This window comes from Methanosarcina baikalica (genome assembly GCF_031461075.1).
GTDB lineage: Archaea > Halobacteriota > Methanosarcinia > Methanosarcinales > Methanosarcinaceae > Methanosarcina > Methanosarcina baikalica.
Map to the genome: position 1 here is coordinate 1 of NZ_JAVKPK010000004.1, position 25,449 is coordinate 25,449.

General features: G+C 42.1%; 25 protein-coding genes and 1 pseudogene. 15 read left to right on the plus strand and 11 right to left on the minus strand.

The genetic code is table 11. The annotated features are described in order from the left end of the window. The first annotated feature begins 221 nt into the window (after positions 1-221). The 7 genes from RG963_RS01685 (at position 222) to RG963_RS01715 (ending at position 6,966) form a co-directional block, all read left to right on the plus strand. The gene (locus RG963_RS01685) at positions 222-989 is read left to right on the plus strand and encodes a class I SAM-dependent methyltransferase (RefSeq protein WP_310574541.1); all 768 of its coding nucleotides are present in this window, start codon (positions 222-224) and stop codon (positions 987-989) included. A gap of 39 nt (positions 990-1,028) precedes the next feature. Next, on the plus strand, positions 1,029-2,615 hold the full coding sequence (locus RG963_RS01690) for an ABC transporter substrate-binding protein (RefSeq protein WP_310574542.1): 1,587 nt from the start codon (positions 1,029-1,031) through the stop codon (positions 2,613-2,615). Between the two features lie 119 nt (positions 2,616-2,734). Next, complete coding sequence (locus tag RG963_RS01695) at positions 2,735-3,676, plus strand: ABC transporter permease (RefSeq protein ID WP_310574543.1); 942 nt, start codon at positions 2,735-2,737, stop codon at positions 3,674-3,676. Between the two features lie 5 nt (positions 3,677-3,681). After that, a complete protein-coding gene (locus tag RG963_RS01700; protein WP_310574544.1) occupies positions 3,682-4,584 on the plus strand; it encodes an ABC transporter permease in 903 nt (300 codons plus the stop codon). Next, a complete protein-coding gene (locus RG963_RS01705; protein ID WP_310574545.1) occupies positions 4,581-5,522 on the plus strand; it encodes an ABC transporter ATP-binding protein in 942 nt (313 codons plus the stop codon). The genes RG963_RS01700 and RG963_RS01705 overlap by 4 nt, the downstream gene beginning before the upstream one ends. Then, on the plus strand, positions 5,498-6,205 hold the full coding sequence (locus tag RG963_RS01710) for an ABC transporter ATP-binding protein (RefSeq protein WP_310574546.1): 708 nt from the start codon (positions 5,498-5,500) through the stop codon (positions 6,203-6,205). The genes RG963_RS01705 and RG963_RS01710 overlap by 25 nt, the downstream gene beginning before the upstream one ends. Further along, entirely contained in the window at positions 6,202-6,966 is a 765-nt protein-coding gene (locus RG963_RS01715; protein WP_310574547.1) for a class I SAM-dependent methyltransferase, read from the plus strand. Before RG963_RS01710 ends, RG963_RS01715 begins: the two co-directional genes overlap by 4 nt. Before the next feature lie 236 nt (positions 6,967-7,202). Here the strand turns inward: RG963_RS01715 and RG963_RS01720 are convergent, their stop codons facing one another. The 4 genes from RG963_RS01720 to RG963_RS01735 all read right to left on the minus strand — a co-directional run bounded on the left by RG963_RS01720 (position 7,203) and on the right by RG963_RS01735 (position 9,318). After that, positions 7,203-7,883 (minus strand): type IV pilin N-terminal domain-containing protein, encoded by a 681-nt coding sequence (locus RG963_RS01720; RefSeq protein ID WP_310574548.1) that lies wholly within the window; start codon positions 7,881-7,883, stop codon positions 7,203-7,205. 101 nt (positions 7,884-7,984) lie between these two features. Next, positions 7,985-8,848 (minus strand): DUF5803 family protein, encoded by an 864-nt coding sequence (locus RG963_RS01725; RefSeq protein ID WP_310574549.1) that lies wholly within the window; start codon positions 8,846-8,848, stop codon positions 7,985-7,987. Continuing rightward, positions 8,832-9,071: a hypothetical protein gene (locus RG963_RS01730; RefSeq protein ID WP_310574550.1), complete on the minus strand. Its 240-nt coding sequence runs from the start codon at positions 9,069-9,071 to the stop codon at positions 8,832-8,834. The genes RG963_RS01725 and RG963_RS01730 overlap by 17 nt, the downstream gene beginning before the upstream one ends. Further along, the gene (locus tag RG963_RS01735; protein ID WP_310574551.1) at positions 9,061-9,318 is read right to left on the minus strand and encodes a hypothetical protein; all 258 of its coding nucleotides are present in this window, start codon (positions 9,316-9,318) and stop codon (positions 9,061-9,063) included. Before RG963_RS01735 ends, RG963_RS01730 begins: the two co-directional genes overlap by 11 nt. 161 nt (positions 9,319-9,479) lie before the next feature. Between RG963_RS01735 and RG963_RS01740 the strand changes: the two genes are divergently transcribed. Then, entirely contained in the window at positions 9,480-9,785 is a 306-nt protein-coding gene (locus RG963_RS01740; RefSeq protein ID WP_310574613.1) for a signal recognition particle protein Srp19, read from the plus strand. A gap of 125 nt (positions 9,786-9,910) precedes the next feature. Here RG963_RS01740 and RG963_RS01745 read toward each other — a convergent pair whose 3' ends face one another. The 3 genes from RG963_RS01745 to RG963_RS01755 form a co-directional block, all read right to left on the minus strand. Beyond that, positions 9,911-10,234, minus strand: a complete 324-nt coding sequence (locus RG963_RS01745; protein WP_310574552.1) for a ribonuclease P protein component 4 — start codon at positions 10,232-10,234, stop codon at positions 9,911-9,913. 68 nt (positions 10,235-10,302) lie between these two features. After that, complete coding sequence (locus RG963_RS01750; RefSeq protein ID WP_310574553.1) at positions 10,303-10,965, minus strand: MBL fold metallo-hydrolase; 663 nt, start codon at positions 10,963-10,965, stop codon at positions 10,303-10,305. A gap of 121 nt (positions 10,966-11,086) precedes the next feature. Further along, positions 11,087-11,941 (minus strand): TrmB family transcriptional regulator, encoded by an 855-nt coding sequence (locus RG963_RS01755; protein ID WP_310574554.1) that lies wholly within the window; start codon positions 11,939-11,941, stop codon positions 11,087-11,089. A 226-nt stretch (positions 11,942-12,167) separates the two neighbouring features. Here RG963_RS01755 and RG963_RS01760 point away from each other — a divergent pair, with 226 nt between their 5' ends. The 4 genes from RG963_RS01760 to RG963_RS01775 all read left to right on the plus strand — a co-directional run bounded on the left by RG963_RS01760 (position 12,168) and on the right by RG963_RS01775 (position 17,704). After that, on the plus strand, positions 12,168-14,522 hold the full coding sequence (locus RG963_RS01760) for an RND family transporter (protein ID WP_310574614.1): 2,355 nt from the start codon (positions 12,168-12,170) through the stop codon (positions 14,520-14,522). Positions 14,523-14,554: 32 nt separating this feature from the next. Continuing rightward, positions 14,555-15,673, plus strand: coding sequence for a COG1361 S-layer family protein (locus tag RG963_RS01765; protein WP_310574555.1), 1,119 nt, complete (start codon positions 14,555-14,557; stop codon positions 15,671-15,673). Beyond that, on the plus strand, positions 15,666-16,721 hold the full coding sequence (locus tag RG963_RS01770) for a COG1361 S-layer family protein (protein WP_310574556.1): 1,056 nt from the start codon (positions 15,666-15,668) through the stop codon (positions 16,719-16,721). Before RG963_RS01765 ends, RG963_RS01770 begins: the two co-directional genes overlap by 8 nt. Before the next feature lie 545 nt (positions 16,722-17,266). Further along, positions 17,267-17,704 (plus strand): universal stress protein, encoded by a 438-nt coding sequence (locus RG963_RS01775; protein ID WP_310574557.1) that lies wholly within the window; start codon positions 17,267-17,269, stop codon positions 17,702-17,704. Between the two features lie 255 nt (positions 17,705-17,959). Here RG963_RS01775 and RG963_RS01780 read toward each other — a convergent pair whose 3' ends face one another. From RG963_RS01780 to RG963_RS01790, 3 genes and pseudogenes are all read right to left on the minus strand, one after another. Then, the gene (locus RG963_RS01780; RefSeq protein WP_310574558.1) at positions 17,960-18,547 is read right to left on the minus strand and encodes a molybdenum-dependent transcriptional regulator; all 588 of its coding nucleotides are present in this window, start codon (positions 18,545-18,547) and stop codon (positions 17,960-17,962) included. 12 nt (positions 18,548-18,559) lie between these two features. After that, positions 18,560-18,784, minus strand: a pseudogene (locus RG963_RS01785) (TOBE domain-containing protein); the annotation flags it as partial. A gap of 57 nt (positions 18,785-18,841) precedes the next feature. Further along, positions 18,842-19,015: an ATP-binding cassette domain-containing protein gene (locus tag RG963_RS01790; protein WP_396654681.1), complete on the minus strand. Its 174-nt coding sequence runs from the start codon at positions 19,013-19,015 to the stop codon at positions 18,842-18,844. Between the two features lie 995 nt (positions 19,016-20,010). Here RG963_RS01790 and RG963_RS01795 point away from each other — a divergent pair. Continuing rightward, on the plus strand, positions 20,011-21,930 hold the full coding sequence (locus RG963_RS01795; protein ID WP_310574560.1) for a sodium:solute symporter family protein: 1,920 nt from the start codon (positions 20,011-20,013) through the stop codon (positions 21,928-21,930). 62 nt (positions 21,931-21,992) lie between these two features. Here RG963_RS01795 and RG963_RS01800 read toward each other — a convergent pair whose 3' ends face one another. Continuing rightward, complete coding sequence (locus RG963_RS01800) at positions 21,993-22,802, minus strand: sugar phosphate isomerase/epimerase family protein (RefSeq protein WP_310574561.1); 810 nt, start codon at positions 22,800-22,802, stop codon at positions 21,993-21,995. 982 nt (positions 22,803-23,784) lie between these two features. Between RG963_RS01800 and mtrE the strand changes: the two genes are divergently transcribed. Both mtrE and mtrD read left to right on the plus strand, forming a co-directional pair. After that, positions 23,785-24,699 (plus strand): tetrahydromethanopterin S-methyltransferase subunit E, encoded by a 915-nt coding sequence (gene mtrE / locus RG963_RS01805; RefSeq protein WP_310574562.1) that lies wholly within the window; start codon positions 23,785-23,787, stop codon positions 24,697-24,699. After that, positions 24,696-25,448: a tetrahydromethanopterin S-methyltransferase subunit D gene (mtrD, locus tag RG963_RS01810; RefSeq protein ID WP_310574563.1), complete on the plus strand. Its 753-nt coding sequence runs from the start codon at positions 24,696-24,698 to the stop codon at positions 25,446-25,448. The genes mtrE and mtrD overlap by 4 nt, the downstream gene beginning before the upstream one ends. Position 25,449: the final 1 nt, after the last annotated feature.

Here is a 25,449-nt window from a genome sequence, read left to right on the forward strand (position 1 = left end):
ACATTAAATATCTAATAACTGACAGATTTTCCTTGTAAAAAAATGAAGAGGTAATGGTCCATTTTGATCAGAACTTTAAGTATGACATACACAATAATTTGTACTCTTTTTTAATGGATGTTCTACATAAACCGCATCATAATCTTACAAAATAGAAGTTTATTGAGAATTAATAATACAAAATAGAAAATTATTAATACAAAATAGACAAGTACTCGTTAATGTCTGCGCCAGAACTTCAGATTAAAGAGCTTGTAGCTCATAAATGGGATCTTGCATCCGATACTTTTGACACTCACCCAGGACATGGGATCCAGAGTAAAAAAGAACGAAATGCCTGGAAACATACTTTTAAGGAAGTGTTCCCGGAGAAAGGCTTGAAAATTCTTGATGTAGGGTGCGGTACAGGAGAGCTAAGCATACTGTTTTCGGAAATGGGACATGAGGTTACTGGAATTGACATTTCTCAGAAGATGTTAAAAGTAGCAAAAACAAAGGCCAAAGCCTTTAAAACTGACATAATTTTCGAAGAGGGAGATGCTGAAAATCCATATTATGATGCCGCTTCCTTTGACATTGTTTTCAATCGACACCTGCTATGGACCCTTCCAAATCCAAAATTAGCCGTGGAAAACTGGAGAAAAGTGCTGCGAAACGGTGGGAAGGTTGTAATTATTGATGGAGTTTGGGACAACGGGAGTCTGAAATCAAAGGTTCGCCTGATTGCTAGCGATTTTCTGAAACTTGTTGTTGAAAGGAAAGATCCCAGAAAAGGACACTCCAGATATTCTGAGGAACTCAAATCTAATCTTCCGAACTTTGGAGGGGCTCCGCTTGAAAAAGTTAAGAAATACCTGTTAAGTACGGGTTTTGAGAAAATTCAGACTTTTGATCTGAAAGACGTAAGGGAAGCCCAAGAAGAAAAAATGCCATTGAGTGAACGGATTGTGCGCAGCTATCAGTACTATCTCATCTGCGGTCAGAAATAAAAGAAAATCAGAAAAGAGAAAGCGAAAGGAGATTCCTGAATGAAAAAGAAAAACTACCCCTTGCTTATACTGCTAGTTACCCTGCTGAGCTATGCTATGTTAGTGACTTCAGGATGCAGCAGCACGAAAGGAAATGAAACTGGAGAAGTAGTTTCTGAACCGAATAACACACTTGTACTTGGAGAAATGTGGGATATCGAATCGATTAATCCAATTAATGGGGACGGTACCCTGATCTGCGAGAAAGCTGCAATAACCGAAACTCTTGTTGGTGCCAGTGAAGATTTCTCGCTTAATCCCGGACTTGCGACTTCCTGGAAACAGCTTGATGAAAACACCTGGGAATTCAAGTTAAGAAATAACGTTACTTTCCATGACGGAAGCAAAATGACTGCAAAAGAAGTAAAATTCACTCTGGAAAAAGTCATCTCGGAAAACTCGAAAGTTGCTTCCATGCTAAAGGTAGATTCTATAGAAGTAGTTGACAACTATACTCTTAAAATCAAAACCAAAGAAATTAACCCCATCCTTCCTGGAGTTCTTCATTATCCGGATACTGCGATAATAAGCCCCTCTACTTATAATGAAAAAGGAGAATTCGTAAAACCTGTTGGAACAGGCCCTTATAAATTTGAATCCTTCGATGATCAGACCAGGACTCTTACAGTCGTGAAAAACGAAAATTGGTGGGGAGGAAAAGTTGGGCTTGATAAAATGATCATTAAAGGGATACCTGACCCGAACACAAGAGCAATGGCAATCGAAAATGGAGAAGTTGACTTTACCGTCGATGTACCCTATAGTGAAACTGATAGGATTGACGCCCTGGATGGCATTAACGTAGAGAAGTTCAAAACTCCCAGAGTCTACAAACTTGATCTGAATCTAAAGCATGAACCCCTTGAAGATGTTAGAGTAAGACAGGCTATGTCCTATGCCATTAACAGGTCTGAAATCGCAGAAAATGTACTATACAATGTAGGAGAAGCTGCTGCAGGTCCCTTCCTGCCCACGATGGTCTGGGCAAATAAAAGCCTGAAGCCCTACAACCAGAACCTTGAGAAAGCTAATGAGCTCCTAACAGCCGCAGGCTGGGTGGACACTGACGGGGATGGAATAAGGGATAAGGACGGAAAACCCCTCAAGCTCAACTTTATGACTTATTCGGCAAGGCCTGGACTTCCTCCAATGGCTGAAGCTATGGCTGCCCAATTGAAAGAAGCAGGCATAGATGTTGAAACCGAGGTGATGGAGATGGGGTCGATAGATGACAGAAAAGAAAAAGGCAACTGGGACCTTTACCTTGCCGCTTACAATATTGCAATGGTTCCTGATCCAGAATATATTCTTACGAACTGGTATACGACAAACGGGACTGACAATACACCGGGGTATTCCAATCCGAAAGTAGACTCTCTGATAACGGAAGCCAGAAAAATCACGGACCTGAAAGAACGCTATAAAAAGTTCAATGATGTAGAAGCTATCGTTTACGACGAACAGCCCATGATCATAGTGGCTTACTATGGCTGTGCAATCGTAAAAAAAGACTCTGTAAAAGGATACGTTTTCGACCCGACAGCCCACGACTACCGCATAAATGCAGAGATGTATCTCGAAAAGTAAAACTGAAAAGGGAGTCTTGAGAGATACGGATTTTAGGTCCGTACCCTTGAGTTTCCTTTCACTCGAAGTAAAGCGGACAGCTCGGTATTCTTGCCTTCTGTCCGATTTGAGGAGGAAGCATGAAATATTTCATAAAAAGAACGGGCTTCATGGCACTTACGCTTTTTGCGGTTTGTGCCCTGACCTTTTTCCTTATGAACGTGATTCCAGGGGGAACGGCTGAGCTGATTCTCAAGCATACTTTCGTGGGCCTGGAAGAAAGCGTTACCGAAGAACAGCTTAGCCAGATATCAAGCAGGTACAACCTTGACGATCCTCTTTATATGCAGTTTTTCAGGTGGATTAGAGAAGCCTTTGTAACAGGGGATATAGGGACTTCCTACGTCTTTAAAAAGCCAGTCCTTTATCTCCTTGCTTTACGCCTACCGGCAACGATCCAGCTAGCCGGAACAAGTATGGCCCTCGCAGCGGTTGCAGGAGTAAGCCTGGGAATTTATTCGGCTCTTCAGGAAAACAGAACTTCGGACCATATTCTCAGAATTGTAACGCTTTTTGGGGTTTCGATGCCCGGATTTTGGGTAGCCCTGATTCTTATCCTGATATTTTCCCTCAAGCTGAAACTTGTCCCTGTATTAGGCTACGGAAGCCTGGAAAACCTGCTTTTGCCAGCAGCAGCCCTTTCCCTTCATTCCGCTGCTGCAGTTATGAGGGTCACCAGGACAAGCATGCTTGAAACCTTAGGACAGGAATACATCAGGTTTGCAAAAGCCAAAGGGCTTTCTATATGGAGAATCATAAGCCGGCACGCCTTTAAAAACGCCATGCTTCCAGTTGTTACTGTTATTGGTTTCCAAATGGGAAGCCTGCTTGGGGGAACAGTTGTGATTGAAAAGATCTTTGCCTGGCCGGGAATAGGCAGCCTCCTTGTAGATTCGATCTCAGCCAGAGATCTGCCCATGGTACAGGGATGCGTACTTGCTATTGTTACCATGTTCCTCCTTGTGAATTTCCTTGTGGATATACTCTATACACGTCTGGACCCACGAATAAGGTACGGTTGATACTTATGGATAATGCATTTGCTGATAGGTTAAGAAAAGAAAATCTCTTGATGCCAGAGGCTTATGGAGGCGAATTTACAAAAAAAGTCTTTCAAAGAAAAGATATGCTTTTTGCTCTGATAGCACTTTTGCTTTTTTCCGGGACTGCCCTTTTTGCCCCCCTGATTTCCCCTTACGACCCAAATGCCATTGACCTCGGAAACAAGAACCTCAGCCCTTCAGGAGAGCATCTTCTGGGTACGGACTACCTTGGAAGAGACCTTTTAAGCCGGATTCTCATAGGTGCCCGGACTTCTCTTTCAATCGCCTTCGGGGTGGTTCTTATTTCTCTACTTATCGGAACTGCCCTGGGATGTGTAGCAGGTTACTATGGAGGGATTGTGGATGAAAGTATCTCAAGGGTTATAGACATCTTCCTTTCCTTTCCCGGAATTATTTTTGCTCTCGCTATTATGGGAGTGCTTGGCAGCGGGGTTTTCAACCTGATTTTTGCTCTGTCGATTGTCCAATGGGCAAAATACGCAAGAGTCATGAGAGGGCAGGTTCTCTCCCTTAAAAAACAGGAGTTTGTCCTTTCCGCTGTTACAAGCGGAGCAGATGATTTTCATATTATTCTCAAGCACATAGTACCCAATGCAATTGCTCCTCTCCTTGTACTTGCCACAATCGACTTCGGGCATGTAATTCTCTCCATTGCCACACTGAGTTTTCTAGGTATCGGGCTTCCTGCCGATGTTCCTGAATGGGGAGCGATGCTTTCCGCAGGAAAAGAATTCATGAGAACAGCTCCTAACCAGACGATTTTCCCAGGGCTTGCCATCACCTCCTTTGTAGTCATCTTCAGCATCCTGGGAGACGGCATGAGAGATATCCTTGACCCGAATCATGAAGGAGGTGAAATCTATTGAGCCTGCTTGAAGTAAGAGACCTTTCTGTTGAATTCCCTGCAGGAGAAAACAGTGTAAAAGCAGTTTCCCATGTCTCCTTTGATGTAAGAGAAGGGGAAACCTTCGGACTTATTGGAGAAAGCGGATCCGGGAAATCCGTTATCGGGCTTGCCCTACTTAGACTTCTCCCGGCAAATGCAAGGATATCAGGAGAAATTTATTTTCAAGAACAGGATCTTTTTTTCCTTAAACCTTCAGAACTCCGGAAGATCAGGGGAAAGAAGATTTCACTCATGCCCCAGAACCCGGCTGGAGCCCTGAACCCTATCCTGAAAAACGGACTTCAGATAGAGGAGGTCTTCGAGGAAAGAGGGGTTGATAAAAAACAGGGAATGAAAAAATCCCTGGGGCTTATGAAAAAACTCCTTTTGAAAGATCCCAAAAAACTTTGCGACCTCTATCCCCACCAGCTGTCCGGTGGTATGAGGCAGAGACTGATAGCTTGCATGTCTCTTTCTTTTGAGCCCAAGCTTTTGATTGCGGATGAACCCACAAAAGGGCTCGACCCTGAGGCAAAGACAGGAGCAGTGGAGCTCTTCACTAAAATAAAAAAAGATTATGGTAAGACGATGCTCCTGATCACCCATGATCTAGACCTTGCTCTTGAGGTCTGCGACCGAATAGCTGTGATGTATGCAGGAGAGATTGTGGAACTGGATGAGGCTTCGAAAGTTCTGAGCACACCCATGCATCCCTATACAAAAGGGCTTATACGGGCTCAACCTCGAAACGGGCTTGTTCCTCTTATCGGACAGAGCCCGAGCAGGATAAGGCTTTCAGATGGCTGTTTATTCCATCAAAGGTGCAGGTACTCGGGAATTGAGTGTTCTAGGAAGCACCCCGAGATGAAAAATCATAAAGGAGGGTGGATCAGGTGTCATTTCCAGTCCTTGCAGTAAATGAACTGGCAATGAAGTTCGGGACTTCCGAGGTGTTCAAAAACGTCAGTTTCTCAGTAGCTCCCGGCGAAACTCTTGGGCTTTTCGGAAAAAGCGGATCAGGAAAGACCACAATTGGAAGGTGTATTGTAGGACTTGAAAAACCCACAGGTGGGGAAATCCGGGTTAAGGGAAAAGATATCCTGAGCATGAGCAAAAAGGAGTTTCGAAAACTGCGCCCGAAAGTCCAGATGGTTTTCCAGCACCCTGAAACTTCCCTTGACCCCCGCATGAAAGCTTTTGAAAACCTCATAGAACCCCTGAAACTCCATTCTGGACTCAAAAAAGATGCACTTCTTAAAAGAGGAGAAAAACTGGCAGAGCTTACAGGTCTCCTCCCAGAACATCTTGCCCGCTATCCGAGCCACCTCAGCGGAGGTGAGATCCAGAGGATAGTGCTCGCCAGGATCATGGCGTTATCCCCTGATTTTATAGTCGCTGACGAGCCCACGTCCATGCTTGATGTCTCAGTCCAAGCTCAGATTCTGCGCCTTATGCAAAAACTCCAGAAGGAAACTGGAGTCTCCTACCTGCTGATCTCTCATGACATCGAAGTGTTAAGAAAAGTCTGTCACAGGATTGCCTACCTCAAAAACGGGACTATTACCTCAATTGAAAACATAAACAGAGGCATTAATACATGACCATTCAGGAAAATAAAATAAAACAGAATATTGCCCGCATCTGGGACGTCTCCTCCGAGACCTACGACAGCCAGGAAGGGCATGGAATCCAGAGTGAAATCGAAAGGGAAGCCTGGAAAAACATATTCAAAAGCCTGCTTCCTTCGGGCAGGCTGGAAGTACTCGATGTCGGCTGCGGGACCTGTGAAATCGGGCTTCTGTTTGCAGAAATGGGGCATCATGTTACAGGCCTTGACCTCTCAGATAAAATGCTTGCAAAAGCCGGGGAAAAGGCGTCAAAGAAAGGATTTGATAGTACCTTCAGGAAAGGAGACGCAGAAGCCCCTCCTTTTGAGACGGGAACTTTCGATATTGTTGTCAACCGCCATCTTCTCTGGACTCTTCCACACCCTGATGTCGCGGTTAAGAACTGGAAAAAAGTGCTTAAGAAAGAAGGAGCACTTATTGTTATAGATGGAGTTTGGAATGACGGTTCCCTCGAAACACAGGCAAGAAGGCTTGTAAGTGATTTTTGTACTTTGATTGCTGAGAGAAGGAACCCCCGAAAAGGGTATTACTCCAGAGAACTCGACAGCGAACTTCCCAACCGACACGGAGTCCCTCCTGAAAAAATGCTCGAATATTTCAAGGCTGCTAAATTCAAAAATATCAAGGACCTGGACCTAAAAGATATCACGGAACTTCAGAAAACGAGAATGTCGTTCCGGAAACGAATAGCCTTCAAATACCAATATCATTTGATATATGGAGAGAAAAATTGAAGATTACAGAATCTTGTTCTCAAAAGAAGAAACTTGTTCTTACTCGCAGGATTCCTGACAATTAAATATTAGTAGGATTTACGCGGTTGAACTGAGAAATCAATAGCATTAACCTTCAACTGTTCAAAATACAAAAATATCCGTAATGTTGTATATGCTTGATTTTGTACTTCAACTGCGTAAGTCCTAATAAAAATAATCTAGTTCTATCAATTAAGCATTAATTCTTTGTTTTGTCACTTTACGGTCTTGACAATATCCTTTTGTTCAGCTATGACATTATTGTTTTTAATGTCAATAACTTTTATTGTAATTTCAGAGCCTGCTTTAAAACCGTAATTATCGGATGTATTACTGTCTCCATTTACACTTACTTTAACACTGGAAACAATAGAACCTATAGCACTGTCGTCTCCATGGAGTGTTAGTTTCTCCCCAACGCCCCAAAAATTATCGTTAAGGACTTCTTTGTTTTGAGAATTATATCTGGAACTTTTTTCGATCGGACTCAGATTTTGGTAAATAGTTTCTGTGCTTCCGGTGAGAAAAATTCCGCCCTTTCCAACATCTCCCTGGAATGCATTTCCGTTTCCTAAAATTTTTATGCAGGTAGCATCAAGGGGAAGAGGACTGCCTCCTTCGTGTATGAGCACGATCGTATTGTTCTCAAAAGTTGAGTTTTCACCTTGTGGTGCGTAACGAAGCCCTCCTTCGCAGGATTCAAGAGAAATCCTTACCACAGGAGATTGAAGTGTTGCGCCGCCCTCCGCACTATTAAAGAAATTGACAGTAGCTACACCTGCGAGTGCAAACAAAATAAGTAACATAATAATGGAACCTACAACAGGAGTTACGGCTTCAGATGTTGGTTTAGATGAAAAGAAACGTTTAGATAGGATCTTTCCCCAGGCTTTCATCAATGAGGAAATAAGGTAAAACTATAATAAATATTTTATGAGTTTCTAAAAAAAAGTCATTACTAAGAAACAAAATCCGGAGGAAAAATATCCTCGCAGGATTACTTTCTTTTTCGCCGTTCTTCCTCATATTCCTTTTCGAACTCGAAAATTCCTCGAACAGCTTCAAGTTCTTTTTTGCTCCTGGCATAATGCAAAAGCACAAGGCCAACTCCAGAGAGCAGCGCTATAATTGCGGCTGAGAAAAATAGGGGTGCCGATCGGGTATAATATTTCACCTGAATAACCTCTTCCCGATCTTCCGACTTCGAAGAAACCCATACGAGAGTCTGCCTTCCTTTTTCATCAGAAGTTACATACGAAGGCTCTGGCCTTGCTATCCCGAACACCCTGTTGCCAGTCACATACCCCTCGGGAAGGACCACGCGGGTGAATTCGGAATCAGGTTTAAGGAATGCAAAACTCTGGGTTGCCGGAATCTCAAGAGTATATGCAATAAAGCCTGTCACGGGCTCTTTGAACTCCAGGTTTATAACTTTCATGTTCCGGCTAATTTCCTGAGTCAGGGTATAGTTAATAGCCGAGGTTTCATTTCTGGTGGAAAGCTCTTTAAAAGTCTGCAGGCTTGCTGTGGTCTTGTTTGCAGGGTCCGCAAGCAGTACAAAGTTTTCAATCGGATTGTCCTCTGAACTGCTGCTCAGGGTATCGGGAGGATAAATCTCAAGCTTGCTAGTGTTTATTACAATATTTACAACCTGCACTTTTGTTTTGTTTTCCAGAAGATAATAAGTGGTGGTATTTGCAGGCATCTGAACGTCCGATTCGTTCAGAAAAACCTCATATTCATAATTAGAGATATTACCAGGGTTATTCAGGACAATTTCCTTTTTTTCACCCACACAGCCCGATACGAAGATCACCATCAGGGCAAGGAGCATAAACACGGTTTTAGTTCTCAGTTTCACAGACAAATTCTCCCTTGAGCTTGAAGCGATCTCTTTTCAGCATGTGGCAATTTTCCTCTCTCCTGAGATGAAGCCCGTGCAGGATCCGGAACAGGTCAACATTTATCCTATGCTCCCTCTTCTTAATAAACAAGACGGATAGACTTCCAAAGAAATATGACAAAGCCCCGGTTTCTCGAATAAAAGGAGTAAGGCCGGAGGGTAACAAAAATTCAGATTTCAAACTCTCCGGAAGAATTCAAGAACCTTTCCACCATAGTCCACTCAACTTTCTTTATGTATTTTGCCTGAAGCTTGGAAATATAAAGAACATTGCTACCAATGAGTATCTTAATGTCGGAAGGTTTGGGAGAGACTATACCGAGAGGAAAAAGTACAGGACCCTCAGAAGATGTGGAAAGCCTGAAATCCTGCCCGCTCTTTCTTATATAAACTCTCACCTTTTCATCAATTGTAAAGGACGGAATCATATTAACACCACGCAGAGTTGTCCGGGAAAGATAAATAATTACAGGTTACAATTCAAGAATAATGAAAAACTCTACAGGTAAGAAAGGAGACCTGTACTGAAGAAGCTTTCTGGGCAGTTTTAAATTGAATGAAAGCAATTTAGAGCGAAGATATTATGATGATGAAAGATAAGGGAAAACTTGTAATCTGGCCCGCATACATCGACCAGACGAAGTCAAGGAGCAGGGGCAGAATAATCTCCCGGAAAAATGCGATAAAGGAGCCTCATCTCAATGAGATAAAAGAAGCAGCAAGACAACTTGGGCTGAGCCCTGAAATAGAGCCAGAAAAAGCCTACCCTAAGACATGGTGGGAAATAAGCGGGAGAGTGCTTGTGGACGACAAAGGTCCGAAATCCGTCATTGCAAAACAGATAGCTTCATCCATAAAGAGGATGAGAGGCCAGGAGAGTCCTGCCAGAACTTAAAGATCAGAACCTAAAATTACATTTTGTTTTTTGATAGGAAAAAGAGACGAGTTGAGAAGTTCCACACAAGTTAAGAAGTTCCTGATCTGAACTTTAAGGAAGCCCCTATAAAATCCAGTTGGCCTTTATTTTAACCTTTTATAGGGATACCTCATTTCTTTTCCGCAGCGCTGGCAGGAGACAACAATATACCCCTCTTTCAGTCTGTAGCGGGCATTGTTTCCAGGGATCAGGAAAGCATAGCAATGTTTACAGATCCTACTTTTTATTTCCCGTGGAATACTCATCCTGTTTCTCATAGAAATATTCCGGATGATTTGCACGTAGCGCTCGCTGCGTTCAGGATGTTCTGCAAACTCCTTTTTCGCAAGCTCAAAAAGTCGCCACATACGCTGGACTGCAACGACTTGAATCAGATTTTTCTGTTGTTTTCTTGCCATTTTAGACATGGGTAGACCGATCCTGCGGTTTATCTCGGCTCAAAATCCGATTCCTTAATCGTCATTAAAAAGAGAAATCAGGAGTCAAGAATAGTCACATTAATTTCAGGATTCTTGCCGTGTACAAGAGCCTTAAACTTTTCGGGGTTTCCGTCCTTATTTCCTGATCTCTCGTAGTGCATTGGAATTACGACCTTTGGGGCCAGGACTGCAACGGCATTAGCAGCCTCTTCCTCGTTCATTGTATACGTGCCCTCAATAGGCAAAAGGGCGATATCGGCCCTGATATTCTCCATTTCGGGGAAGAAGTCACAGTCTCCTGCATGGTAGATCCTGATTCCTCCAATCTCTACGATGTACCCAACTCCGGACCCACGGGGATGATAAGGTTTATTGATATTATAGGCTGGAACTACCTCAATCCGAATCCCTTTGATTTCAAGCCCGTCCGCCAGGATATCTCCCTCAGAAACTCGCCTTGCGTCCCCCCTGAATTGCAGGGAACAGCTCTCAGGAATCAGTGTGGTTGAATCAGACCGTCTGACCTTTCTGATATCCTCAGGGCTGCAATGGTCAAAGTGCTCATGAGTGATCAACAGGATATCTGCCTTATCATCGAAAGCCGGCTCTTCACTGATTTCAAAAGGGTCTATATAGATTTTTTTGCCATCTCCTTCAAGCAAAAAACCAGAGTGACCCAACCACTGAATAGTAACATTCCCAATCTTTACACTGTCCATTTCATACACCTGCGGACTCCGTAGCTTTTGAGTAAAACTTATAGAAAGATTGTTTCGGGATTATATTAATAGTATCCGATAGCGCTGACTCTATTATTAAAAGAAAAAAAGAATCTTAAAATTACGGGAAAACTTCTGGCTTTAAAGAATCTTTAGATAAGCACTCTGAAGCTTGAGAAGAGGTGGAGAATTCTGGCCGAGGCTGACTACCTGTCTTTTTGATAAACTCTGGCTCGAGCACTCTGTTATAGATCATCTTCTGAAGATAACAGACAATTGGAAGTCTGATAACTACTGCTTCCCTTTTATTTCCTGCACTATGAACTCCAATTGATTCTTTCCCGTCAGCAATCATGAAAAGTTCTTCATTATACTGAGCGCCGTCAATTACAATATTATTTATGAAATCCTTAAATTCTTCTGTCGTTTCTCTGAATTCAAAAGGCAGCGATCTGAATTTGTCAAGCTCGTCCACAATAAGAATTAACCTGCATGTTTTCTCCAGATTTTTCAGTTCCGCTTCAAACTCCTGTAAGAATTCAGGGCTGGATGAGAAAATGATCAATTCTTCCCTTACTCCGTCAAGGATTTCACGGATCCTGTTCTTTATTCCCCATTCACTCTGGATGCACCAGACAGGAGAAGTCTTTGGAAGTTCATAACTCAGTTCTTTAAGCTGGTCAAGTGTCTGGGTTGTACAATTGAGAAATTCGTCCTTTATCTTCCCGATTACCTGCTTGGGATCAACTGCCCGAAAATAAGTTGGAGATCCCTGCCTGAATTCAAGATAGCCTTTTTTCGCAAGCACTTTAAGGATCTCATATATTTTGGCTCTCGGCACAGTTGTAAGTTCATGGATTTCGCGGGCTGTAGCTTCTCTCAAACAGACAAGCCCCACATAGGCTTTGGCCTCGTTTTCGGTCAGCCCAAGCTTTTCAAGGTTGCTAATTAGCTGAGGATTAATTTGCGAAAACATTTGTTACCCCTAAAGTAACAATAGATTTAAATCTTTTCTATATATTAATACGTCAGCAAATCTGAGTTACTAAAAAACTAACCGCAAAATAAAAAAGAATTAAAATTTGAGATTAACAAACCTTGAATGGTGAACCTCCAGCCCAAAGAAAAAAACGGCAGGTTGCAGATGAAGATCAAGGTTCCTAAATTGCACTTTGTAATAAAAACTATGAGAGGAATTAACTATTAAAAAATCTTTTGAAAAACTGGGGTTTTTTATTCAGAATAACCGTTTTTCCGTACTCCTGATAGCTTTCCTGTGCATAATCATAGCAACGCAGGGAGCACAGCTAATCGAGATGAAATCAGGAACGGAGACGTTTGTCGGAAAAAGCTCTCCTCTCTACCAGGACTTCGATCACCTTTATCAAAATATTTTTCAGACACAGTCTATTGTTGTAATGGTAGAGGGCAACGATGTGAAGAGTGCTGACCTGATGGAAGCAGTGGATAGGTTAGAACATCAGCTCCAGGCAACGGATGGAGTGATTGAAACTACAAGCCCTGCCTCCCTTATTAAAACGGTCAACCAAAAGATAACAGGGAGGTATGAACTTCCCAAAACCGATGAGGAAATCAAAACTATCATAGACGGGAATCCGGCTATTTTCAGCCAGATTATTCCTGACAATAACCACATGCTGATTTCTGTAGTCATTCCTGGCTCAGCCAGTGACAAAACTCAGCAAGATATCCTTACTGCTACTGAAGATGCGGTCCCATTTGCGGAATTTCCACCTTCGTACAATATTATCGTTACAGGTGACCCGGCATTCAGCATCTCCATGAACAAGGAAATGAATTCCAGTATGGGCATACTTCTAGGGCTTTCCGCTGTTTTCATGGTTATAGTACTTCTCCTTGTTTTCAGGCATGTCCGCTGGTGTCTTCTTCCTCTGCCAGTAGTTCTTCTTGGCATTGTTTACACCTTCGGAGCTATGGGTTATGTCGGAATTCCCATGTCCATGGTTTCAATGTCTGCATTCCCGATTCTCATAGGCGTAGGGATCGACTATGCCATCCAGTTCCATAATAGGCTAGAAGAAGAACTGCAGGATAAAGGGAACAAAACGAGAGCAGTTATAGAAACCATAAAACACACAGGACCTGCAGTCCTCATCGCTCTGGCAATGACAGCTCTTGGTTTTTTCTCCCTTTTCACATCCACGGTGCCAATGATCCAGGACTTTGGAAAACTGCTCATGATAGGTATTGTTATGTGTTATCTCTCCTCCATATTCGTAGGTGTTGTAACGCTTTCACTATTTGACAGCTATGCAGATAAAAATCCCTTGAGGAAGATAACAAATAAGATAAAACCTGCAGATTCCGGAAAGAAGAAAAAGCCTGGGGAAGAGAACGGAAGCGACCGTCTCATAGGAAGGGCCCTTCAGAAAACTACAGCTCTGACAATAAAATACGATGTTGTCGTACTAGGAGTCGCATGCTTACTCTGTTTTGGCGGCCTCTACCTCGATCAGTCCGTACCTATTCAAACTGATGTTCAAACCTTTGTACCCCAGGAGATGCCTTCCCTTTTGGACCTAAAACACATGGGAGATATCATGGGGGGAAGCGATGAATTAAATCTGATCATCAAGGTTGAGGATACCGCCAATCCGGATGTCCTGAAATGGATTGACAAGTTTTCCGAACATGAAGTGGCAACCAGTAGCCATATTCACAGCGCTTCGAGTATTGTATCTCTCGTAAAGGAAAGGAATGGGGGTGTAATTCCCGATACCAGCCAGGAGATAGAGAATATTTATTCCGGAATTCCTGAAGCACAGAAGGACCGCTATATGTATGGGAAGAACATGCTTCTCCTGAACTTCAACATAGGAAATGCGGTTTCAGATATCAAGGTAACAGGAATTAAAGAACTTACAAACATTGTCAAGCAGGATATGCAGTGGATGCCAGCCCCTCCAGGAACTGCAGTTACGATTACAGGAAGCTCAGTCATCTATATAGAGGTCATTACCGCTCTTACCAGCGGAAGAGTAGCAATGACTTTCCTTGGCCTTGTCCTCGTGCTCGCAGGGCTTTTTGTTGTCTACAGAGACTGGGTGAAAGCACTGGTCCCAGTGATCCCGATGGTTATAGTTATCGGCTGGTCAGGAGGAGTCATGAGCTACCTTAACATCAGCTACACTCCTCTGACAGCAACTCTGGGAGCTCTGATTCTAGGAGTAGGGTCCGAGTATGCGATTCTGATGATGGAACGTTACTTTGAAGAAAAGGATAAAGGACAAAGTCCTATGGAAGCGATCCATATGGCCAGTTCCAAAATAGGAAGTGCAATCGTTGCTTCAGGAGCGACTACAGTATTCGGGTTCATGGCCTTGCTGGCTTCTCCTTTCCCCATGATAGCTGACTTCGGTATGGTTACGGTTATCGATGTCTTGCTAGCTCTCCTTGCAACCTTTGTAGTCTTCCCGCCGCTTATTATCATCCTTGATACCTGGCGAGATAAAAGAAAAGAACTCAGGACGGCAGAGAAAGAGACAAATGAACAAATTAAGGGGGCTGAGATATGATACAAGTGCCCATAAAAAAATTACGGCAAAAAATGAATAAAAAAGTTGCTACATTTGCGTTAATTCTAGTAATAGTATTAGTGACTGCACTTCCAGCCCTCGCGAACGATAACGGTGACGATGAAGAAACAAACTTCCTCATTCCAGACCATGGGTACACCGTAGACTATTACAGGAGCTACGGGGAGCCAACCCTACAGGCGTCACTAACAGGAGATCCCGAGTTTAAAAGGGGAGAAACTGCAGACCTGCAGGTAAAAATTGCGAATGCCGGAGTTATAGATGGTTTTCAGAGGCTGTACGTAAACCAGAAAAAAATAAACGATTCCCTTGAGGAAACGATTGCACTGAAAGAGATAGAAGAAGAAAAAGAATGTACAACAGCAAAAGACATCGAAGCAACCCTTCAATCGGGAACGAAGTACATTGAAGTCGAGCCCACAACCAGTGTCCAGAGTGCGGAAGAACTTGAAACCGGACATACGGCAACCCTCAGTTATACAATAAAAATCGATAGTGACACACCTGCCGGAAATTATGAACTACTCCTACCTGTGAACTATCAATACCAGGCAAACGTCCGAACTGCAACTGCTGATGTAGTAAACCTGGGACTTACGGATACGGAATACACAAGAGAGTATAAAATGAGAAATGAGACTCTCAGAGTACCTATTTCCATAAAAAACGAACCTAGATTAGAAGTAACAAATGTATCCGGAACCCTGGTGCAGGGAGAGAGTAAGGTCATTGAAGTAACCTATAAAAACACCAGAGAAAGCATAGCAAAAGATGCCATGGCCCGGATAATTGTCATGAGTCCCTTGAGCACTGAGAAATCTATAGTAAAAATTGGAGATATAGGACCTGGGGAAGAAAAGACTGCCAAATTTGATATTTCGGCAGATTCTGATGCTGTTGTAAAGACCTATGGCATTAACAGCGAAATAAAATATATTGATGAAGAGGGGGAAACTTCCTTTTCAGAAAACATGAAAGTGAATGTGCCCCTTGAAGTCACAGAAAAGAAATTCAGCACAACAGGCATAGCAATCATACTGATTATCCTTATCGCCCTTTACCAGATAGTAAATGTACACCGGAAAAAAAACCAGAATAATGAGAACGCATCAGGTGATGAGAATGAATAAAAATGGATTTTTTACTACTGTTACAACCCTTCTAATCCTTTGCTCTTTAGTCCTGCCAGCACAGGCAGCTCTACCAGAAAATTTCGATATTAGTGAGAACTACTACACAGTATATGGAGGGCCTGACCTTAATGCAACGCTCATTGGAGACAATGAGTATTCCAGAGGAGATACTGTAACCCTTAATTTAGAGATGATGAATAAGGGTACAATTTCCGGCTTTAAGTCTGAAAATGAGATAGATATGGGGAATTACGTGGATGAGATGCTTCAGCAGTCAGAAATGCAGTATGAAGCTCAGGCTGTAACAGCAGTAGGCATCCTTGCAACCCTCAAATCCGACAATCCGAATATTAAGGTCAAATCAGAACCGCAGCAGGCAGGTACTCTCAAACAGGGAAAACAGAGTTCAAGCCCCACAAAGTTTACGATTGAGATTAACAAAAGTACCTCTGCAGGTACCTATCCCTTAAATCTCGAACTTTCCTACCAGTACCAGAACAATGTTCAGGTAGGAGGAGATGATTTTGATAGTACTACAGGCCTTGTGACAAACAAGGATGTAGGCATCTGGTACGAAAACAAGACTCAGACCCAGACTATAGAGGTAAAAGTCAAAAAAGAACCTTACTTTGAGGCCACAAATGTAACGGGTGACCTTTACCCTGATAAAAGCGGGATGCTTTACGTCACATACAAAAATATCGGAGAAGAACCTGCAAAAGATGCAACTGTTAGAGTCAGTGCAGCTGATCCCTTTAGTACCACCGACGATCAGGCTTATCTCGGTACTCTGAACCCAGGGGAAAGCGCTGTTGCTGCTTTTAAATTAACTGTAGATGACACTGCAACTCCTAAACCTTATTCCCTCACTAGCGAGATTCTCTATGAAGATGCCGATGGGCATGATCAGGTCTCAGACAGTGTCAAGATTAATACGAAAGTCCAGGAAGCAGAAAAGTCACTTCCGGGATATCAGATTGTGACAGGTATCACAATGGCCCTTGCAGCCTGTTTTATCATATCTAGAAGGAAGAAACAGGATTGAAGTGAAAAGCGAAGTGAGAAGGTAGAGACCGTAGTCATGAATAAATCGTATAAAATTTTCGCAAATTTATATGAGTTGACATAAAGCTACTGAAAATGCAACTGGAAACACCACAGCTCAAACCGGCACTCACACGCATAATGCTCAGCGCATGGCTAGTACAGTCTCAGCAGAGTTATGGCACACAAAATGTCCGTGCGAAGGCCATCAAGTAAAGAATCGAAAAGGTTTGAGTTGGCAGCACATCTAAGGAAATATTCAAGTAGCCTTTTTAAAAGGCTACAACTCTTTATTTTTTGAAATAAGTGAATTAATGTATCCTCTTCAAACTCAAAGGAGAATTTTCCAACTCGGAAAATATAAAGTAATTATGTCACACAGTTATGAAGTTGAATGTGTTTTTTAAGTGTGTTTTTCAGACTTAATCAAATTCTTAAATTTTCAGCAGTTATATGAAATTTACTTTCTCCCATACAATTTGAAGAGTATATGAATTATTCTTTTATGTCATATCGATACTTCTGCGTAAAAATGGAGAACAGAACATGAAGGAGTTTTACCGAAATATAGTGATTGCGACAGACGGATCTGAGAATGTTCAGAGGGCCATTTCTTACGGTATTGAAATTGCAAAACTTAGCGGAGCCACTGTCCACGCCCTTTACGTAGTAGATACACCCTCTACAATCTCTGAAAATTGGACTGCTGGCAAAGAAACAATCTACAAAATTATGAGAAATGATGGAGATAAAGTAGTATCTAAAATTAAGAAAATTGGAGAGGCCTCAGGGGTCGAGGTAAAAGAGGTTGTTTTAGACGGGTACCCGAGTAATGAAATTATCGATTTCGCAGAAAATAATAATATTGACTTGATAGTAATGGGTACCCTCGGAAAAATCGGAATTGAGAGGTTTTTAATGGGAAGCGTTGCAGAAAAAGTAGTAAGAGGTTCAAAAGTTCCGGTCATGGTCGTCCGGGGATAAGAGTAAATCTGAAACTTTCTGTAAACTGGAAGCCTTTTGGAAAAAGAAAGAAATCAGGATTCAAAGGACTCAAGGGTTTAAATTGCATGCCAAAAAACATCTTCATTGAATCAGCACAGAATCATTCACAAAAATGAAGAATGTCAAAAATCCAAAAACAGAATAGAAAATCTTAAATTGTATAAAGAAAACAGAGACATAAGCCCATTTATAAATACGAAAATGTATGCTTCTGTCAAATTCGGGTTATAATTTTCAGTCGGAGCGATTCGTTTCTTTCAAATCTGTTTTCATGTGTCCTTTTTCAATGGCAGCTTTGGCAACCATTACTTCAGTCGATTTGATGACCGCATAAATAAGATCTCCGGGCTTTATGTCCAGCTTCTCTACGGCTTCTTCAGTGACTACTGAAGTGATAATTGAGGGTTCCATTTCAATTGTGATTTTACAAACAAGTCCGCTTTTTTCCACTGTGAGTACTTTACCAGGTAACTGGTTTCGGGCTGATAACTTGAAGCCTACGTTTTCCCACGAGGTTTCATCTCCAATTGTTTCATTGAGAATATGCTTGTTTGTCTCATACTCAGCCAGGAGTTTCCTTCCAAGATCGGTCAGGAAAGTGCCTTGATCCTTTCCTCCACGTACTGTGATTACTGCGGGTTCTTCAAGAGCTTCATTCATTTTTTTAAGCATAATCCAGGCGTGTTTGTATGAAATATCAAGAATTTGGCAGGCTTTTCGAAGGGAGCGTTCTTTGTCAATTGTCTTCAGTAACTCCGCCCTTCCGGCGCCCATGACGGTTTTCCCATCTTCTGTAAACCAGAGCTTTGTTTTTGCTTTCACAATCTTCACCTTTTAGCGGAGCACATGGACAGAACTTGCCTTGAACTGAGTGTAGACCGGAACTCCCGGAAAAATACCCAGTTCCTCTGCCGACTGCCTGCTTATTAGAGAATTAAGAATGACTCCGCAGTCAACTTTTACCCGCACAAGAGCTCCCAATGTCCAGACGTCGATAACCCTGTCTTGCAGAGAGTTTCTGATGCTGGATTGTGTGGGCGTCTTACTTAAAACTATGTTTTCAGGCCTGAGGAAGGCATATGCCTGGCTCCCTACCTCCCCAGATCTCCGGAAGCGTCAATAACCATTTCTCCTACTGTCAAGAAGCAGAATTTTAGGATCGGTCACCAAGGCTCTCGCAAGGGCAACTCTCTGTTGTTCTTCTCCTGAAAGCGTAAGGAGATGACGATCAAGGAGGTGAGTGATCTTCAAGTCTTTAGCAATTTCAAGGAGCTTCTCCTGTGACTTTATTTTTCATCCGCGACCGGCAAATACAACCAGAATTAAGAGAACTGAAATTAACTTAAAAATTCTGGTTTTAACATCCATGGTTATGTGTTCTTTAATATGACAGATATAAACTTTTTGAGGAGAAATAACTGTTTTTTTACATTAAATAAGTAATATTTGAGAAGAAAGGAATATTAAAGGCATAATAACGCTTTTTTCATCATTCTCAGCCAAAAAATAAAATTATGTCTACTGACGCTAAGGCTACTAAATACACTTTTTGGCTAGTTATCATTTATCCTCCTCTTTTATCCTCCTCTTTTATTTATCATTATTCTTACATTTTTTAAGTACTGTGAGTCCTTTAAAATCTAGCACTGATTTTGCTGACAGTTGACTGCAAAAAAGTCTCTTCGCTTGAGATCAGAGCATTCGCAATATTTACTAAAAATAAAGATAGAGTAGTCCCTTTATAAAGTACTTTTTACATTTATTATATTTTTTTTATTAAGAATTTAAGGTACAAAATCACATATATGAGGCTTAATTATAAAATTTATGATCAGGACAGTTGAAGGTTTAATGTTGTTGATTTTTCAGTTAAATTGTAAGTACTAATTTAGGATACTTCAATTGTAAGTACTAATTGAGAATTTAAAACGGAATTAAAGAAGTTAAGAAATTGAATTTAGAGAATCAGTTGTTGAAAAACACAAATAAAAGCTACAGTGAAAATTTGATTCTGAAAACATTAAGTATGCATCAATCAGAAGGCAATATAGAAGTCAAAGGTCATATTAATTCAAGTTAACTTGCGCGGAGATAAATAAAAGATGTCTTCTGCCAGTAAGACCAGAGATAAACAGTATAAATCAAAGTAAAAGTTTATTTATTTGTATGGTAATACAACGAGAATATATAAACGGTAATATATTTTAGAAATGGTAATAATATCCCAAGTTTCGATAAAAGAAGTAGACTCATAAACATGAATTAATCTTTTTGAAGGTTTACATATGGATGGTTACAGTATTTTCCTTGTAATGCTTGCAGTTTATATAGCCGGACTTGTAGCTATTGGCTGGTATTTTAACAATAGACAGAAATCCGTTACAGATTTCTGGCTTGCTGGCCGCAGGATAGGACCTTCAGCTCTGGGGTTTTCAGCCGCAGCGTCCTGGCTGACAGCAGGCGGAATTCTTGCGGTTGTAGGATATTATATGCTTCAAGGAATGGGCTCTATATGGGGATTCGTGGCTCCGAATATCCTCGCCCTCCTTTTCCTTGCTGTGCTTGTGAAGAAAATCAAGAACCTGCCTGCAATCACCCAGCCTGAACTCCTGGAACAGCGTTATGGCAGTATAGTCAGATGGCCAATTGCCCTTATCATCACGGTCGTAATGATTCTTTTTTCAGTAGCCGACATTACAGGGCTTTCCCTTGTGCTGCAGGTCTTTTATGGCCTTGATCCTTTCTATGCTGCAGCCATTGTTGCAATCGCGGTTTCCCTTTACGTAACTCTCGGAGGGCTGTATGCGGTTATCTGGACAGATACTATCCAGTTCGCTTTCCTTGCTATCTTTGCAATAGGAATGGCTTTCGCCACAGTAGGAACAGTCGCTGACGGAGGCCTTAGCACTTCTGCGATAAGCGCTTCAGTGCTTTTCGGAAACGTGCCTGGCGACTGGTGGAATCCCTTCTCAATCGGGCTTCCCATGGTCCTGATTTTTTGTCTTGCCATAATTCCGGGCTGGATTACCGAGCAGGACCCCTGGCAGAAAGTCTGGGCTGCAAGAGATGGAAAATCTGCCACTCTCGGAATGATAATTGGCTCTCTTATGATCACCGTGGTCTTTGCAGCCTGTGCTGTTATTGCAATAGCCCTCAACTCAATATACCCCGAGATAGCAAAAATGGGTTTTCCTGCAGGCATGGCCCTTGCAGAGCCCGCACTCCTGACCTTTGTCAGTGAACGTTTCGCCTCTGCACCTGTGGTAATAGCCTTCAGTGCAATAGGGCTTGCAGCAGCTTCCATGTCCTGTACGGACACTTTTTCAACATCAGGAGCTTCCTGTATCTCAAGGGATATTTACCAGAGGTACATAAAGCCAGATGCTACAATGAAAGAAATGATGTTGGTAAACAGGGTCAGTGTACTGTTTATCATACTCGCTGCAACTGCAGGCTCATTTGTAATCCCCAATATTATAGATGCAATTCATATCGCAACTTTCATTGCAAGTTCCTCCTACTTCTTCCCACTCATGGGAGGCCTTTACTGGAAGCGAGCTACCAAGGAAGGAGCCTTTACAGGCATGGTAGTAGGATTTACAGTTCAGGTAGCCCTTGTGGTTTTGGACCTTATAAAGACGCCACCTCTGGCTCCTAGTTATCTGGAAAGCATTCACCCTATTCTCATGAGTCATGGGGTTATTGTAGGAATGTCGCTTAGTGCAATCGCTTTCTTCGGAGTTTCCCTGATGACAAAACCTTCAAGCAGAGTTAATCTTGCGCCTTTCTTCGAAGAGGAAGCCGAAGAACTTTCCCGTTATGAAGCAAGAGAGATCAACGAGAAAGATCCTGAGTACAGTGCTTTCCTCAAAAACGTTGATGAGAAAGTCGCAGGAGAACGTACTCACCTCCAGCTCAACCTTCTGGCTTCCGGAAATCTCAGCTGGCATGAACTTATAGAAAAACTTAAAGTCGGTTCTCCTGCCTGGGTCACCCCTACAGGACTTGACTCAGTATACAGGCTGACCCATGGGGATATGCTTGCCTGTGTTGCGGTCACACGAGGGACCGGTGAAAGGGATATCTGGCTTAAGGCCGAGCCCAGGCTTGAAACCGTCGGCAGGCAGAAAAAAGAGCTTTTCACGGCTTACGAAGAATTAAAAAAGGTACTTGACAAGAAAGGTGTAAATCTGGACTTCAATTAAAAAAAGCTGAGGTTCTCAATCGAACCCTAGCTTTATCTCTTTTTCAGAACATTAACTGTTCTTTAAAGCCCAAAGGCGCTCTGAAGGGCCTTTTTTCCGAAAAGAAGATCTTCGAGGGAAAATACTTCAAGGTTATAGACGCCCCTGTAGCCTGAGAGTAATTTCAGGACTGAAAAATCCGCACAGCCTTTTCCGGGAGCCATATGCTCATCTCCATCGTATTTGTCTGTCCACTGCCCGCTATTGTCATGCAGGTGGAGATGGATAATATGATTGTGGAGGGTTCGGACAAAATTTCCGAGCTTTTCAGGATCGCCTCCGCAGGTAAGGTTTGCATGTCCTATGTCAAAAGTGGCCTTCAGATACCCGGAATTTACAGTTTCGATGGTCCGGAAAAGCTCTTCGGCCTCGCAGCAAAAATTGGAAGGGTCTGTACCTTCTTTATTTTCAAGGGCCAGAGTGACTCCGTAATCTTCAGCTACAGAAGAAAGAGTGCAGAGGTTTTTGACCATAGAGAGAAAAGATTTCTCCCTATCAGGCCCAACCCTTCCCGGATGCAGAACAACTATCTTAGCTCCTACATGATTTGCAAGCGCAACGGATTCTCCCATAAGGGCAAACTCTCTCTTGCCCATCCGTGCGGTGTCTACCTGAAGGGCTGAAGGATATTTGGAGTCTGCTGCAGAGTAAGGAGCGTGGACTGTGCTCGCAAAATCATAGATCGATACTTCGTCAAGTATCCTGTCAAGCTTTTCCTTTTCAAGTACGGAATCGTTGTAGATACCCATCTTGGGAATATACAGTTCTATGGACCCAACGTGCCCTTTTAAATCCGCAAGAGGACCGGCAAAGGATGAAGCTCCGAAAATCACGCATTAAGCAAGGAAACTAAATATAAAAATTCTTGTGTGAGCCTCATAGGAATCAGATGTGATAAACATTAAACAATAATTAAGCCTTTAAGAGATGTAAACGAAAAAAATATATGGAGTCTTCTCAAATCAAGCCTCAATAATTTTACGCTGCTATGAGGCTCTCAAATTAGAATTTTGATTTAAAAACTTATCTTCTTTTTCATTATCCGTGGACGTATCTATTTTCTTAGATTGGATTGCTAATAAGATAGCATAGAACTGGTTGGAGATAAGAATACACATCGGAGATCTTCATAAAAAACCATTGTCAAATTAGATCTGGATTTTTTAGAGCTAATTTGATAACCTCGCTATAAGCGATAAAATTAGCCAACATATTTATATATAAATAAGTGTTACCAGAGAAACTGCCGAAAGAAAGTTATAGATAGTTGTTAAAAAAAGAATATAGTTTTATGTGAAGAATATATTTTCACCAGATGGCTACATATTCTAAAATAATTTTGCACTTTAGATAAGGAATCCATGTTCTTTTTAATCCCCTGAAGAGATAAAAGAATTAGCATTACATACAATATATAATTTTTATTAATATAAAAACCAGCTCAGGAAAACTCATTAATATAAAAATAAGAAATATATTTTTTAAGAGAAAACAAACAAAATCATTAATAAGAATCGGAATCTTTATATGATATTGAAAAAAGTAAAATTTATTTTTATATATATATATAGGATTTTGTTTATTTTAACCCCCCTCCGGCCTCTTATAAAATTGATTATATATTATATAATTGTATAATAATATTTTAAAAGCCTGTATATTTCGAAAGGTTTATGAATGATCCTCTCTAATCCAAAAATTAACGCGCGTCATAATCATATTTCTTTGTGATGATATGGCAGACGATATTAAAAAAATGTACAGCGTTTTTTTGAATCCACCTTATTACATGTAATAAACAAAGGAGGAAGATGAATGGAACCACTCATAAGCATGGGAGTGCTTGCACTTATCGGAGTGGCTGCGACCATTGCAGGTGCCTCAGAGGACCTGGAATCTGATATAGGCTCGCAGAGTAACCCCAACTCTCAGGTGCAATTAGCTCCCCAGATGGCGTATCCACATAGAATCTATAATAAAGCCATTTCCGGTGAACCACCATCCAATGCGTTAATGTGTTCGATTGGTGCAGCCATTGCAACAGTACTAATAAGTGAATTCACTGTATCCCCACTTTTTGCACTGGTATTTGGTTCCCTTATTGCAGCATGCGTACATGCTACCTTTGCGGTAACTGCCACAATGGGCAGATGTGCCAGTCAGAGTCGGTTCAAGCAGCCGATTTATCTGGATATGATAAGAAGTCACACCCCAGCAATTATGGGATATGCGTTCATAACAACTTTCTGTGTTCTAGTGGTATCATATTTGATGACCGTTGTACTTGGACACCCCTTCCCGCTAACTATGCTGGCTTTTATCTGGGGTATCACAGTAGGTGCAATCGGATCGTCCACAGGCGACGTCCACTACGGTGCAGAACGTGAGTTCCAGCAGTTTGAATTTGGTTCAGGATTAAATGCTTCGAACTCAGGAAATATTGTGAGATATGCTGAATCCGGGCTCAGGAATGGATACGACAACTCCTGGTTCTGTGCCAAGTTTGGAGGTCCTGTCACCGGGCTTGCTTTTGGTATGACCGTGTTTCTGGGAAGCTGGATAACCACTATTTTTGATCCTGCAAAAGGCTTGACTATGGGATGGCTTTCCGCTGTTGCAGGTGTTGTTATTGTCTTTATTTTAATTATCTGGAACTGGAAGATGGAAGTCGCTGCCCGTAAATCATTTGGGCCTTACAAAGAAGACAAGGCTGAGGAGGCTTCAGCATGATTGAAGCTCTGATGGCAAACATCATCTGGATAGTCTTTATTGTAGTCGGCGGCGCTCTGATATCCTGGAGCGTTCACTTCGTGCCTGTGGGCGGTGCACCTGCAGCTATGGCTCAGGCAACTGGTATTGGAACAGGTACCGTGCAGCTGGCGGCCGGAGCAGGCCTCACAGGGCTCGTCAGTGCAGGGTTCATGATGAACGTAACAAAAGACCTTCCCCTTATTCTCGCTTCAGGCGCAGTGGGAGCAATGATCATGATAGCTGTAACCATGATTGTTGGAACGTGGGTCTATGTTTATGGTGTGGGTTGTGTCCCCTCTTCAGCAAAAGTAAAGGTTGACCCTATCACAAAATACAGGCAGGATCTCTATGTATCTCAGGGTACTGAAGGACACGGGCTTCCAACAGTCAGTTTTGTGAGCGGAGTTATAGGCGGCGGCCTTGGTGGAATAGGAGGAGCCCTTGTTTACTACGCACTGATAGAAGTGGGTCTGAAAGCGGGTCTGCAGGGTAGTGGAGTCACCAATTCTGTTACAGGAAATTCGCTTGTAGCAGTTGCAGCAATGTTTGCAATAGGTATTTTCTTCGTAAACGCTGTAATTCCTTCCTATAACATAGGAGGTACGATTGAAGGGTTCCACGATCCGAAATTCAAAAAATGGCCGAAAGCGGTAATTTCTTCCCTCGTGGCAACACTATTGTGTGCTATTGTGGCAGTAGTTGCAATTTCACAGCTTGGAGGTATCTAAA